Source organism: Rhizobium brockwellii, assembly GCF_000769405.2.
In the GTDB taxonomy this organism is placed as follows: domain Bacteria; phylum Pseudomonadota; class Alphaproteobacteria; order Rhizobiales; family Rhizobiaceae; genus Rhizobium; species Rhizobium brockwellii.
This window is the reverse complement of record NZ_CP053439.1, coordinates 3,396,926-3,410,978: the sequence shown is the minus strand read 5'-3', so window position 1 is coordinate 3,410,978 and position 14,053 is coordinate 3,396,926. Positions and strand designations below refer to the sequence as shown.

Annotated in this window: 11 protein-coding genes; 9 read left to right on the top strand and 2 right to left on the bottom strand. The window is 62.0% G+C overall.

Features of this window, described 5'->3' with window-relative positions:
• Nucleotides 1-45: 45 nt before the first annotated feature.
• Together RLCC275e_RS16975 and RLCC275e_RS16970 are read right to left on the bottom strand one after the other, a co-directional pair.
• Nucleotides 46-963 carry a response regulator transcription factor gene (locus RLCC275e_RS16975; RefSeq protein WP_033179982.1) on the bottom strand — a complete coding sequence of 306 codons (918 nt, stop codon included), beginning with the start codon at nt 961-963 and terminating at the stop codon, nt 46-48.
• Nucleotides 956-4,342, bottom strand: a complete 3,387-nt coding sequence (locus tag RLCC275e_RS16970; protein ID WP_003561965.1) for a hybrid sensor histidine kinase/response regulator — start codon at nt 4,340-4,342, stop codon at nt 956-958. Before RLCC275e_RS16970 ends, RLCC275e_RS16975 begins: the two co-directional genes overlap by 8 nt.
• Before the next feature lie 178 nt (nt 4,343-4,520).
• Between RLCC275e_RS16970 and RLCC275e_RS16965 the strand changes: the two genes are divergently transcribed.
• From RLCC275e_RS16965 to RLCC275e_RS16925, 9 genes are all read left to right on the top strand, one after another.
• Nucleotides 4,521-6,425 carry an acid phosphatase gene (locus tag RLCC275e_RS16965; RefSeq protein ID WP_033179983.1) on the top strand — a complete coding sequence of 635 codons (1,905 nt, stop codon included), beginning with the start codon at nt 4,521-4,523 and terminating at the stop codon, nt 6,423-6,425.
• 188 nt (nt 6,426-6,613) lie between these two features.
• Nucleotides 6,614-7,906 (top strand): urea ABC transporter substrate-binding protein, encoded by a 1,293-nt coding sequence (gene urtA, locus RLCC275e_RS16960; protein ID WP_003561963.1) that lies wholly within the window; start codon nt 6,614-6,616, stop codon nt 7,904-7,906.
• Between the two features lie 114 nt (nt 7,907-8,020).
• Nucleotides 8,021-9,658: an urea ABC transporter permease subunit UrtB gene (gene urtB, locus RLCC275e_RS16955; protein WP_033179984.1), complete on the top strand. Its 1,638-nt coding sequence runs from the start codon at nt 8,021-8,023 to the stop codon at nt 9,656-9,658.
• On the top strand, nt 9,655-10,818 hold the full coding sequence (gene urtC, locus RLCC275e_RS16950) for an urea ABC transporter permease subunit UrtC (RefSeq protein WP_033179985.1): 1,164 nt from the start codon (nt 9,655-9,657) through the stop codon (nt 10,816-10,818). Before urtB ends, urtC begins: the two co-directional genes overlap by 4 nt.
• Before the next feature lie 5 nt (nt 10,819-10,823).
• On the top strand, nt 10,824-11,579 hold the full coding sequence (gene urtD, locus RLCC275e_RS16945) for an urea ABC transporter ATP-binding protein UrtD (RefSeq protein ID WP_003561960.1): 756 nt from the start codon (nt 10,824-10,826) through the stop codon (nt 11,577-11,579).
• A 198-nt stretch (nt 11,580-11,777) separates the two neighbouring features.
• The gene (gene urtE / locus RLCC275e_RS16940; protein WP_003581844.1) at nt 11,778-12,473 is read left to right on the top strand and encodes an urea ABC transporter ATP-binding subunit UrtE; all 696 of its coding nucleotides are present in this window, start codon (nt 11,778-11,780) and stop codon (nt 12,471-12,473) included.
• Between the two features lie 151 nt (nt 12,474-12,624).
• Entirely contained in the window at nt 12,625-13,446 is an 822-nt protein-coding gene (locus RLCC275e_RS16935) for an urease accessory protein UreD (protein ID WP_033179986.1), read from the top strand.
• 33 nt (nt 13,447-13,479) lie between these two features.
• Nucleotides 13,480-13,782 carry an urease subunit gamma gene (locus RLCC275e_RS16930; RefSeq protein ID WP_003561955.1) on the top strand — a complete coding sequence of 101 codons (303 nt, stop codon included), beginning with the start codon at nt 13,480-13,482 and terminating at the stop codon, nt 13,780-13,782.
• A gap of 10 nt (nt 13,783-13,792) precedes the next feature.
• Nucleotides 13,793-14,044 (top strand): DUF1272 domain-containing protein, encoded by a 252-nt coding sequence (locus tag RLCC275e_RS16925; RefSeq protein WP_033179987.1) that lies wholly within the window; start codon nt 13,793-13,795, stop codon nt 14,042-14,044.
• The last annotated feature ends 9 nt before the right edge of the window (nt 14,045-14,053 follow it).

The window sequence follows — 14,053 nt, the reverse complement described above, 5'->3', positions numbered from 1 at the left end:
TGAGCGGTCTTCGGACGACATCCTGTTCTAGCCGCCAACACCATCTCACATCTCGTACAGCACATGCGTGGCTTTCACGGCGGCCGAGGCCCGGTTCTCGACGCCGAGCTTCACGTAAATCTGTTCGAGGTGTTTGTTCACCGTCCGCGCCGACAGTCCCAATATTTCACCGATGTCGCGGTTGGCCTTGCCCTTGGCGATCCAGAGCAGCACTTCGGATTCGCGCTGGGTGAGCGAAAAGCGCTGGCGCAGGACCTCGTCGTCGCTGCGCTGACTGGCGGCGGTGAGGCGGAAGAGATATTCGTCAGGGCCGATTGCGCCGAGGAAAGCGAGCTGCAGCGCCGCCTGGCCGGCATGGGCGATCGAGATGATGCCGTCGCGCACCGCGGCGACGCGGTCGTGCATCCAGCCGGCGATATGGCGGACGACGATTTCCATGCCGTCGTCGCTTCCCATGGCGGCATTGACCAGCCGTGTCGCTTGCGGCGTTGACCAGTGGATGGCGCCATCGCCCTTGACTGCCAGCAGATGGCGGCCGGCTGCGTCCAGGGCGATGCGGGCGCTTTGGGCCGAGCGAGCGTTGCGCAGATGGACGCGGATGCGGGCGCGCAGTTCATCGATGTTGATCGGCTTGCTGAGATAATCGACGCCGCCGGATTCCAGCGCGTGCACGACATGCTCGGTCTCGGTCAGGCCGGTCATGAAGACGACAGGCACCTGAGCTACCGCGGCATTCGCCTTCAGTCGGCGGCAGGTCTCGAAGCCATCCATACCCGGCATCAACGCGTCGAGCAGGATGAGATCGGGCGTGATGCGCTCGACGATACCAAGTGCCGCCGTGCCCGATGTGGCGATCAGCACGGAGAAGCCGGATTGTTCGAGCGCGTCGGTCATAAAGCCGAGTGCTTCGGCCGAGTCGTCGACGAGCAGAACGATGTCGCGGGGGAGGGCCGGCTCAGCCAATGGATTCCACCTTTTCGTCGAAGTCGTGCAGGAAGGTCATGAAGCCGGCGAGATCGAAGGCGGCGACATAGGCGCGAAGTTCCTCCGTGAATGGCTGATTTGCCTCCACCTTGGCAAGGTCCGAAAGCTTGGCTTCAATGCCTCTGATATAGCCGATCTCGCCGAGCCGCAGCAATTCCTGCACATGGGCAGCACCTGGGCTCAGCATCGGCGCTTCGATCTTGACAGGAACGGCTGGCGTGGCATCGGCATAGATCCATGTCACGCCGAGATGCAGGGCGAGTTTGTCGCGCAGCTGGCGGATGTCGACCGGCTTGCCGATCGCATCATTGTGGCTGTCGTCGCTGTCGCTGAGAACGGCCGCATCACCGATATTGGCCGACAGCATCAGCACCGGCGCCATCTGGCCGGCCTCGCGCAGACGCGAGACGAGCTGCCAGCCGTTCATGCCGGGCATCAGAATATCGACGAGGAAAAGGTCCGGCATGATGCCCTCGATCAGCGTCAGGCATTCGCCGCCGCCTGCCGCCGTCAGCACAATGAAATCGAGCGGCGCCAGGATCTCGCGCATCATCTCGCGGTGGTCCTCGTTATCATCGACGACGACGACCGTTCGGCGCGGGCCGTCATAACCGACGATGCGCTTCTCCTGCGGCGCTGCGGCCACGGCGCGCATGACGGCGGACAGCATCAGCCGGACGCGGAAGGTCGAGCCTTCGTCCTTTATGCTCGAAACCGAAATCTCGCCACCGAGCGTGTTGGTCAGAAGCCGGGTGATGGTGAGGCCAAGGCCGAGCCCCGGCATTGGCCGTACGCTTTCGGCCTCACCGCGCTGGAAAGGTTCATAGATACGAGGCAGGTCCTTCTCCGTGATGCCTCGGCCGGTATCGGCGACGGTGAAGGTTGCTACCTGGCTGCGATAGCCGACATCGAAGGTGACGCTGCCCTCGTCGGTGAACTTGATGGCATTGGAGAGCAGGTTGACGAGAATCTGGCGCAGGCGCTTTTCGTCGGTGCGGACGAATTGCGGCAAGGCCGGCGCGCGCTCATGGATGAAGGCAAGCCCTTTTGCCTGCGCCTGCGGGCGGAACATATCGACGATCTGGTCGAGGAAATCCTGGATGTTGATCTCATTGGAATAGACCTGCAGGCGGCCGGCTTCGATCTTGGAAATATCGAGCAGGCCGTCGATCAGTCCCGAGAGGTGTTCGGCGCTGCGGCGGATGACCTTGATCGAGGATTGGCGCGGTGCCGGAATGGTCTCGTCGCGTTCGAGGATCTGGGCGTAGCCGAGCACGGCGTTCAGTGGCGTGCGTAATTCATGGCTGAGCCCGACGACATAGCGGCTCTTGGCGCGGTTGGCGGCCTCGGCCGTTTCCTTGGCGTTCTGCAGGGCAGCGTCGGTCTTCTTGTGGGCGGCAATTTCTTTGAGCAGCAGCGTGTTCTGGCGCGAAGATTCCTCCTCGGCAACGACGCGGCTGTCATGGGCGAGCACATAGAACCAGCAGACGACGCCTGAGATCACCGAGAAGACGAAGAAGACGATGAGGATGGTGCGGTTAACGACCTCACCCGTCGCGGGTGAGGCGGAGGCGACCTGATGGGCAATCATTGCCAGGATCGCGCCGATGGCGGTCAATGCCAGCACGACGGCGATGCCGTAGCGGCCAAGGCGCGTCGTCAGCTTCCCCAGAATGGCTTCCGGCAGCAGCGCCTTGGCGACGGTGCCGACCTGAGCGTTGAAACGGGCCGCCGGCTTGCACATGTCGTGGCAGCGGCTGTCGAGCGAGCAGCAGAGCGAGCAGATCGGCGCGGCATAGGCCGGGCACCAGGCCATGTCCTCCGGCTCGAACGGGTGTTCGCAGACCGAGCAGGTAATGCTCGTCAGGTTCTTCCAGCTCTGGCGCGGCTTGCGGGCGAGATAGAACTTGCCTTTCGTCGCCCAGGCGATGACAGGCGAGGCGATCAGGGCGATGACGAGGGTGATGTAGGGGGCGAGCGAGGCGGCGATCTCGCCGAAGGCGCCGAAATGGGCGGTCAGCGACACCGCCGCCGACAGCGTCATGGCGCCGAGGCCGACCGGGTTGATGTCGTAGAGGTGGGCGCGCTTGAACTCGATGCCGGGGGGAGCCAACCCCAGCGGCTTGTTGATGAAGAGATCGGCGGAAATCGTGCAGAGCCAGGCCATGGCGATGATCGAGAAGATGCCGAGCGTCTCCTCCAGCAGCCGGTAGATGCCGAGTTCCATCAAAAGCAGGGCGATTGCGACGTTGAAGACCAGCCAGATGACACGGCCGGGATGGCTATGGGTCAGCCGCGAAAAGAAGTTCGACCAGGCGAGCGAGCCGGCATAGGCGTTCATCACGTTGATCTTCAGCTGCGAGACGACGACGAAAGCGGCCATCAATAGCAGCGCGGCATTGTGCCAGGGGACCATGTAGCCGAAGGCGGTCAGATACATCTGCGCCGGGTCGGCGGCGCGGTCGAGGGGGACGCCTGAGGTGAAGGTCAGCACGACCAGGAAGGAACCGGCAAGCAGCTTCGGCGCGCCGATGATGACCCAGCCAGGCCCGGCGAGAAAGATCGCCAGGCGGTGGCGCCACTTGCGCTGCGGGTCTGGCGGCAGGAAGCGCAGGAAGTCGGCCTGTTCGCCGATCTGCGACATCAGCGCCAGGATGACGGCAGAAGCAGCGCCGAACTCCACCAGATCGAACTCGGCGACGGTGCCGGGTGGGCCTGAGGCATGACGGATGCCGGCAAAGGCGCGCCAGAGATCGAATTTTTCCCAGTCCAGCAAGGCGATGAAGATGAAGGGCAGGATATTCAGCACGATCCAGAAGGGCTGGGTCATCAGCTGAAACTTGCTGATCAGCCGCACGCCGTGCGTCACCAGCGGGATTACCATGACGGCGCTGATGATGTAGCCGATCCAGAGCGGGATGCCGAGGGTGAGCTCCAGCGCCCCGGACATGATCGAGGCCTCGATCGCAAACAGCATGAAGGTGAAGCTTGCATAGATCAGCGAGGTGATGGTCGAGCCGATGTAGCCGAAGCCCGCGCCGCGCGTCAGAAGATCGATGTCGACGCCGTGGCGGATGGCGTAGCGGCTGATCGGCAGGCCGATCGCCAGCATGGCGATCGAGGCGACGATGATGGCGTAAAAGGCGTTGGTGGTGCCGTAGGAGAGGGTGATCGCGCCGCCGATCGCCTCCAGCGCCAGGAAGGAGATCGCGCCGATCGCCGTCTGCGAGATGCGCTGCGAGGAGAAATGGCGGGCGCTCTTGGCAGTGAAGCGCAACGCATAATCTTCCAGCGTTTGGTTGGCGACCCAGCGATTATATTCGCGTCTCACCGGAATGATGCGTTGGCGCGCTGTCATGCCCTCTTTCCGGCAATCTGGTTGGGCTCATCGTCTTCCAGCCAGTTTTGGCGGGATGGATAGGAAAGGCAAGAGGCGGACGCCAACTGGTTCACAGAATGGCAATATTTTTGCAATTGATCTGTCACATAAGAACTCTAACTCTCCCGGCGTTCGTTCAACCATTTCGGGTATCACCATGTCTGCTTTAAGCTTTTGTCGCCTGAGCACTGCCCTCGTCTGCCTCCTTTCCATCGTGCCATCGCTTGCCAGCGCCGAGCAGGCCACCGCAGCGAAAGCGCCTTATGCGCAGGCCGGAAACACCAACAAACGCGGTGACGCCTGCTTCTCGACGGTGGACACCAACGCCGCCGTTCATCTTCTCTCCGGCTTCCTCGAAATCTGGACACCGCGCACGCCTTTCGTCGATGCGGGTGTCGAAGCCCCGGCCAAGGATAATTGCCCGGCTGTCGCCAAGACGGATTGGGACGGCATTCCCGCCAGCAAGACCGACGGCCATATCGTCAACCAGTCCGTCCATGACGCCAACATCGCCTATGTCGTCAAAGCGACGCGGGCGCGAACTGCCGATCAGGCGGTGGCTGCCTACCTCGACGATCGGCGTGGCAAGAATGCCAGCATCGTCGATGGCCTCGGTCCGCTGACGGATGCCTGGAAGGCCGGCTCGAAGCAGACCACCACGATCACCGAGGTGGCGGCCGACGCGACGACGGTCAAATATGACGACAAGGGCAACAATCGCGGCGCCGGCAGCAAGCCGGACTCGGAAAACAAGACCGATGCCAACCCCGACATGGGCCTTGCAATCGACTTCATCAACGCCGCAAGCGGTGACGGCTCGACGGAGCCCACAAAACGCTATTTCAAATATGGCCGTCCCTACCGCTGGAGCCAGGACGTGTTGGTGGTGCCGACGCTGGAGCCCGCCAAGAGCGGCAAGCCGGTCGAGGACGGTGGTTTCCCGAGCGGGCATACGGCGGAAGCCTGGCGGGATGCGCTCGCCATGGCCTATCTCGTACCGCAGCGCTTTCAGGAAATGATCACGCGCGCCAGCGAGCTGGGTGAAGACCGTATTCTCGCGGGCATGCATTCTCCTCTCGACGTCATGGGCGGCCGGATGCTCGGCACGGCTGCGGTCGTTTACAATCTGAACAAGGCCGACAATGCGGCGCTGAAGAGCGATGCCTACGCCCAAGCGCAGTCATGGCTCGTCGCCAAATCAGGCGTTGCGGATGCGGGTGCGCTCGAGGTTGCCGCCCACGCGGCACCGCTCGCTGCAGACCGTTTCGCCGATCATGACGCCAATCGCGCCTACGTGCTGCAGCGCTTGAGCTATGGCCTGCCGACGATCCATTCGACGGATCAGCCGGCGCGCGTGCCGCAGGGCGCCGAAGCGCTTCTCGAAACGCGTCTGCCCTATCTGGACGGCGAGCAGCGCCGCGCCGTGCTGAAGACGACGGAGATCGCCTCCGGCTACCCGCTGCTCGACGATGCGGAAGGTTACGGCCGTCTCAACCTCTTTGCCGCCGCCGATGGTTACGGTGCGTTCGAACAGGACGTGACCGTGACGATGGACGCGGCAAAGGGCGGGTTCAATTCGATCGACACCTGGCGGAACGACATCACCGGCAGGGGCAGGCTGGTGAAGCGCGGCAACGGCATCCTCGGGCTTTCGGGCGCCAACAGCTATGCCGGCGGCACCGTGCTGGAAGAAGGCGCGCTGGTGGCCCTGTCGTCGTCGGCCTTCGGTCGTGGCGGGCTGACGGTCAACGGCGGCTCGCTCGTTCTGGCGGCCGCCAAGCCGTTGACCGTGAGCGGTGACTATCAGCAGGTCGCCAATGCCACGACGAAGCCGGCGCTCGGCGCAAACGGCGCGGGGACGCTGGTCGTCGAGGGCAAGGCGGCGCTGGCCGGCGACCTCGATGTGACGCTTGTCGACGGCTATGCCCCAACGCCCGGAACGAAGATCGAAATCCTCAAGGCGAGTGCGGTGACTGGCACCTTCGGCAAGGTCACGGTTTCCGGCCACCAGGCGAGCCTCTCCTACGGCCCGACATCAGTCACTTTGACGATCGACGGATAAATTGCTGGTATCGAGACAGGGCATCTCCCGCCGCAGGGATGCCCTTCCTTCTCTGACCTGCCTGTTTGGCCCCCGGACCTACGTCATTTTGCGTATGTGTTTTTGCGCTGCAGCACCCGATAGTCCCTTAAGCAACAGTTAATCTCCGTTTCCGGCCTGTTGCGGAACAAGAAGAGGGGCTCAACCAGATGAATCTCAGAACTACTATTACGGGCGCTGCACTCGGCGCCGTCATGGCGGCCTCGGCTGCCTTCAGCGGTGCGGTTGCCGCCGATGATACGATCAAGGTCGGCATTCTGCACTCGCTTTCCGGCACCATGGCCATCTCCGAGACCACGCTCAAGGACGCCATGCTGATGCTCATCGACGAGCAGAATAAGAAGGGCGGCCTTCTCGGCAAGAAGCTCGAGGCCGTCGTCGTCGACCCGGCTTCCGATTGGCCGCTGTTTGCCGAAAAGGCACGTGAGCTGATCCAGAAGGACAAGGTTGCCGCCGTCTTCGGTTGCTGGACGTCCTCGTCGCGCAAGTCCGTTCTGCCGGTTTTCGAAGAGACCAACTCGATCCTCTTCTACCCGGTCCAGTATGAAGGCGAAGAGTCCTCGCGCAACATCTTCTACACCGGTGCTGCTCCGAACCAGCAGGCCATTCCAGCTGTCGACTACCTGATGGAAAAAGAAGGCGTAAAGCGCTTCGTTCTCGAAGGTACGGACTACGTTTATCCGCGCACGACCAACAAGATTCTCGAGGCATACCTGATTTCGAAGGGTATTCCGAAAGAAGACATCATGACCAACTACACGCCGTTCGGCTTCTCCGACTGGCAGACCGAAGTTTCCAAGATCAAGGAATTCGGTTCGGCCGGCAAGAAGACCGCCGTCGTCTCGACGATCAACGGCGATGCCAACGTTCCGTTCTACAAGGAACTGGGTAACAAGGGCATCAAGGCAACAGACATCCCCGTCGTCGCCTTCTCGGTCGGCGAAGAAGAGCTTGCCGGCCTCGATACCAAGCCGCTCGTCGGCCATCTCGCTGCCTGGAACTATTTCGAGTCGGTCGAAAGCCCTGCCAACAAGAAGTTCATCAAGGACTGGCACGCTTTCACCAAGAACGACAAGCGCGTGACGAACGACCCGATGGAAGCTGCGTATATCGGCTTCAACGCATGGGTTAAGGCCGTCCAGGCTGCCGGCACGACCGATACCGACAAGGTTCTCGATACCATCATCGGCGTCAGCGTTCCGAACCTCTCCGGCGGCTATGCAACCGTCATGCCGAACCACCACATCACCAAGCCGGTGCTGATCGGTGAAATCCAGGCCGACGGCCAGTTCGAAATCGTCCAGCAGACACCTGCCGTCGTCGGCGACGAATGGTCCGACTTCCTGCCTGATTCCAAGGACCTGATCTCCGATTGGCGCAAGCCGATGTCCTGCGGCAACTTCAACGTCGCTACGGGCAAGTGCGGTGGCAAGGGCTCCTGAGTACGACCCGATCCGATGATTGCCTGAAGGATTCCGTCCGGGGTTGATCCCGGGCGGAAGCTCCGTCCCAGCGATTGCGCCGCGAGGCCAACACTATCAAGGGCGAGAAAGCCGATGTATCGCGCCATAAAGATTTTCCTCATCACGGTTTGCCTGACATTTTCGGGCCTGACATTTTCGGGCGTGACGATCTCGAGCGAAGTCCAGGCCCAGGACGATATCCACGTGCTGATCGACGCGCTCGGCGTCGGCGACTTCCCGGAACGCGAAGCGGCTATCAAAGCGCTGGTCGCTTCCAAGGACCAGCATGTCAGCCAGATCCTGCAGCAGTTGAGCGACGGCCTTCTCTACGTCAATTCCGATGGCGGCCCGGTTCTCCTCCAGGGCGGTACCGATGACGAACCGACCTATTCCGATCCGATCACCGGCGAAGCCGCTGCCGATGTCGATCCGGATCTGATGACGAAGGTCAAGATCAACAACGCGCTTCGCGGCGTCATCGGCGCTGCCACCAGCCAGTTGACGCTGATGAGCACGGACCGTTCCGCGCGGCTTGCCGCGGCGCAGGGCCTTCTGAAAGATGCCGATCCCGCCAATCTCGATCTGCTGAACTCGGCGCTTGCGGCCGAAAAGGACGCTGAGATCAAGAATACGATGGAAGCGGCGCGCGCCGTGCTGCTGCTCAAGACGGATGCCAGCGTCGAAGACAAGAAGGCTGCGATCGATACGATCGCGGCGCGCGGCAATCGCGATGCGCTGACCATCCTCACGGCGACGCTCGAAACCGCGCCTGACGACCTGAAGCCGGTGATCCAGGCGGATATCAGCTCCATCAATCGCAGCCTGGCGCTGTGGGATATCGTCCAGAATATCTGGTACGGATTGTCTCTCGGCTCGGTACTGCTGCTTGCAGCGATCGGCCTTGCCATCACCTTCGGCGTCATGGGCGTCATCAACATGGCGCATGGCGAAATGGTGATGATCGGTGCCTACACCACCTATGTGGTGCAGGAGTACATCACCTCCGCCTTTCCTAAACTTGCCGATTATTCGCTGGCCTTTGCCGTGCCTGCGGCCTTCGTCTTTACCGGCTTCGTCGGTCTGGTAATCGAGCGCGCCGTCATCCGCTATCTCTACGGCCGGCCGCTGGAAACGCTGCTCGCCACCTGGGGCGTGTCGCTGATCCTGCAGCAGGCGGTGCGCAGCAGCTTCGGTCCGACCAACCGCGAGGTCCGCAATCCGAGCTGGATGTCCGGCGTCTTCGATCTCGGCGGGCTCTCCATCACCTGGAACCGACTGTGGATCATCGTCTTTTCGATGGTGGTCTTTGTGGCGCTGCTCCTGCTGCTCAAGCGGTCCGCCTTCGGCCTGCAGATGCGCGCCGTTACGCAGAACCGGCGCATGGCGTCGTCGATGGGCATCCGCACCGGCTGGGTCGATGCCTTCACCTTCGCGCTCGGCTCGGGCATTGCCGGCATCGCCGGCGTGGCGCTCAGCCAGATCGACAATGTCTCGCCGAACCTCGGCCAGAGCTACATCATCGACAGCTTCATGGTCGTCGTCTTCGGCGGTGTCGGCAATCTCTGGGGGACGCTGGTCGGCGCACTGTCGCTCGGCGTCGTCAACAAGTTCCTCGAGCCCTTCGCCGGCGCCGTGCTCGGTAAGATCCTGGTGCTCGTCCTCATCATTCTCTTCATCCAGAAGCGTCCGCGCGGGCTCTTCGCACTCAAAGGAAGGGCGGTGGAAGCATGATAACGGCCTTCCTTCTCCGATCACTCGATCGCAAGATCGTTATTGCCATCGCCCTCCTGCTTCTGGTCGCGGTCCTCGTGCCGGTCATGAACCTGATGACGGGGCCGACCAATCCGCTGCACGTGCCGACTTATATCATGTCGCTGTTCGGCAAGTATCTGACCTATGCGCTGCTGGCGCTGGCGCTCGATCTCGTCTGGGGCTTCTGCGGCATCCTCTCCCTCGGCCACGGTGCCTTCTTTGCGCTCGGCGGCTATGCGATGGGCATGTATCTGATGCGCCAGATCGGCACGCGCGGCAGCTACGGAGACCCTGTTCTGCCCGACTTCATGGTGTTCCTGAACTGGAAGGATCTGCCCTGGTTCTGGTACGGCTTCAACCATTTCTGGTTTGCGGCGCTGATGGTGCTCGTCGTACCCGGCCTGCTCGCCTTCGTCTTCGGCTGGTTTGCCTTCCGCTCACGCGTCAACGGCGTCTATCTCTCGATCATCACCCAGGCGATGACCTACGCGCTGCTGCTGGCCTTCTTCCGCAACGACATGGGCTTCGGCGGCAATAACGGCCTCACTGATTTCAAGGACATTATCGGTTTCAACGTCCAGGCTGACGGCACGCGTGCAGCCCTCTTTGCCGCAACTGCGATCTTCCTCGCTCTATCGCTGATGATCGCCTCGGCGATCGTGCGCTCTAAGTTCGGCAAGGTGCTGGTCGGCGTGCGCGATGCCGAAAGCCGCACGCGCTTCCTCGGCTACCGCGTCGAGCATTTCAAGCTTTTCACCTTCGTCGTCTCGGCGATGATGGCGGGTATTGCCGGCGCGCTTTACGTGCCGCAGGTGGGCATCATCAATCCGGGCGAATTCGCCCCTGCGAACTCGATCGAAGTCGTCATCTGGACCGCGGTCGGCGGGCGGGCGACGCTGATCGGGCCTATCATCGGCGCGATCCTCGTCAACGGCGGCAAGACTATCTTCACCGGTCTCTTCCCGGAATTCTGGCTGTTTGCACTCGGCGGTCTCTTCGTCGCGGTCACGCTGTTCCTGCCGAAGGGTGTCGTCGGCACGATTGCGCAATATCTCGGCAAGCGGAAGCCTGTCTCCAAGGCGGGTACACCGGCGGCTGAGGAAGACGGTATCGAGCCGAAAATCCAGGCAGCGGAGTGAGCGCCATGATCCCCGACGTCAAACCCACCAGCGTGCTTTATCTCAACGGCGTGTCGGTTTCCTTCGACGGCTTCAAGGCGCTGAACTCGCTGTCGATCGTCATCGAGCCCGGTGAACTCCGTGCCATCATCGGCCCGAACGGCGCCGGCAAGACGACGATGATGGATATCATCACCGGCAAGACCCGGCCCGATGAGGGCGAGGTGTTCTTCAACGGCACGATCGATCTCACCAAGAAGGACGAAGCCGATATCGCTCAGCTCGGCATCGGCCGCAAGTTTCAGAAGCCGACCGTCTTCGAAAGCCATACGGTGTGGGACAATCTGGAGTTGGCGCTGAACCGACGTCGTGGTGTGTTCTCGACGCTGCTCTACCGGCTTTCCGGCGAGGACAAGGCGCGCATCGAGGAGATCCTCGGAACGGTGCGGCTGACGCATCGCCGCGACGAATTCGCCGCCAATCTCTCGCACGGGCAGAAGCAGTGGCTGGAGATCGGCATGCTGCTGGCGCAGGAGCCGAAGCTTCTGCTCGTCGACGAACCGGTGGCCGGCATGACCGATGCGGAGACGGCGGAAACCGCGATCCTGCTCAAGGATATCGCCAAAACCCGGTCGGTCGTCGTCGTCGAGCACGACATGGGCTTCATCCGTGACCTCGGCGTCAAGGTGACCTGCCTTGCTGAAGGATCGGTGCTGGCGGAGGGATCGATCGATTTTGTGAGTTCGGATCCGAAGGTGATCGAGAATTATCTGGGGCGGTGAGCGTCGTGTTTGCCGGATGCCCCTCACCCTAACCCTCTCCCCGTAAACGGGGCGAGGGGACGTGCCATGCGAGAGGTGGACGAGGGACGGATAGGTCGCGGCATATTCCCTTCTCCCCGCAAGCGGGGAGAAGGTGGCGGCAGCAGGATGAGGGGCAGCGGCCTGCTCCGACAGTAGTTTGAATGTAAAGGGAAACCGATGCTGACAGTCGAAAACGCAAACCTGCATTATGGCGCCGCTCAGGCGCTGCGCGGCATCTCGATCAAGGCCGAGATGGGCAAGATCACCTGCGTGCTGGGGCGTAACGGCGTGGGGAAGAGTTCTCTTCTGCGCGCCGTTACCGGCCAGCATCCGCTGTCGGCCGGCACCGTCACCTTCAACGATACCAGGCTCAACGGCCTGCCGCCCTTTGCCCGCGCCAAGCAGGGCATCGGCTATGTGCCGCAAGGGCGCGAAATCTTCCCGCTACTTACAGTCAAGGAAAATCTCGAAACCGGCTTTGCGCCGCTTGGCCGCCGCGACCGCAACATCCCCGATGACATCTTCAGTCTCTTCCCGGTGCTGAAGTCGATGTTGTCACGTCGCGGCGGCGATCTTTCCGGCGGGCAGCAGCAGCAGCTGGCAATCGGGCGCGCCATGGTGACGCGGCCGAGGATTCTCGTGCTCGACGAGCCGACCGAGGGCATTCAGCCATCGATCATCAAGGATATCGGCCGGGCGATCCGCTATTTGCGTGACTCCACAGGCATGGCGATCCTGCTCGTCGAACAATATCTCGATTTCTGCCGCGAGCTTGCCGACTATGTCTACATCATGGACCGTGGCGAAATCGTGCATGAAGGGCTTGCCGAGACGCTGGATACGCCGGAGGCCCGCCGCCACCTGACTGTCTGACCGGCAGATGCCGCATTTTGCAGCAGAGGGCGCGGCGCCTGGAAAACCTTCCGCCGTTGCCAAAGGTCTGCTCGGGGCGGCATAGGAATTGCTTGCTTTCCGTTATCCGCGCGCTTGAATGAAAACCAGGGGCGCGACCGAAAGGGACGATATGACGATTGCGGCGGCAGGCACGAGACCTCAAAGAGCGGAAGGACGCGGACATCTGGTGGCAAAGCTGTTCGATGGCCGCACGCGCATCCGTGAACTCTATCAGGAGGGGGCAGCGAAGATCCGCCTGCCCGATACCTTCGACGCCTCCATGGAAGCCGTCATCATCAATACCGCTGGCGGGCTGACGGGCGGTGACCGCATGGCCTGGAGCGTGGATGCCGGTGCCGGTACGCGCATCGACGTCACCACTCAAGCTTGCGAGAAGATCTACAAGGCTTCGGCCGGCATCGCCGAGGTGGCGACCAGCATCAAGGTCGGAGCCCAAGCCCGCGTCGACTGGCTGCCGCAGGAAACGATCCTCTTCGATCGGGCCGCACTTTTCCGCCGGTTGGATGTCGATCTTGACGAGAGCGCCGAATTTCTCGCTGTGGAAGCCGTGCTGCTCGGCCGCAAGGCGATGGGTGAGGCGGTGGTATCAGGGCTGTTCCGCGACCGCTGGCGCATCCGTCGTTCGAGCCAACTGATCCACGCCGAGGAACTCAGACTTTCCGAAGGTGTGGCGGCGCTGACGGCGCGACAGGCGGTGCTCGGCGGACAGGTGGCCTTTGCGACCCTGCTTTATGCCGGGCCGCTTTCAGAAGCCTATCTTGGCAAAGTCCGGCCGCTCGTCGAAGGATCGATGGGCGGTGCAAGCGCTTGGAATGGCAAGCTCGTCATTCGCCTTGCCGCAGCCGACGGCTTCTCACTCAGAAAAATCCTGATCCCGGTCATTTCCGCCTTGCGCAATGGTGCGCCTGTGCCGAAAGTCTGGAATCTATGAACTACAGCATTCGATCAAGCAGATGGACAAGCGATGAACCTCACTCCGAGAGAAAAAGACAAGCTGTTGATTTCGATGGCGGCGATGGTGGCGCGGCGGCGGCTGGAGCGCGGCGTCAAACTGAACTATCCCGAAGCGATCGCGCTGATCAGCGACTTCGTCGTCGAAGGCGCCCGCGACGGCCGTCCGGTTGCCGAGCTGATGGAAGCCGGTGCCCATGTGATCGGCCGCGACCAGGTGATGGAGGGGATTGCAGAGATGATCCATGACGTGCAGGTGGAGGCAACGTTTCCCGATGGCACCAAGCTCGTCACCGTGCACGAACCGATCCGGTGAGGAGATAGGAATGTTGGAACTCAGGCCCAATTGCGAATGCTGCGACAAGGATCTGTCGCCTGACAGCGCTGAGGCACGGATCTGCACCTACGAATGCACCTTCTGCGCCGATTGCGTGGACGGCGTGCTGAAGGGTGTCTGCCCGAACTGCGGCGGCAATCTCGTCGCGAGGCCTATTCGGCCGGCGGCCATGCTCGCCAAAAATCCGGCATCGACGAAGCGCGTACTGAAGGCCGAGGGCTGCGCGCCCAAGGCGGCTTAAGGAGGACGA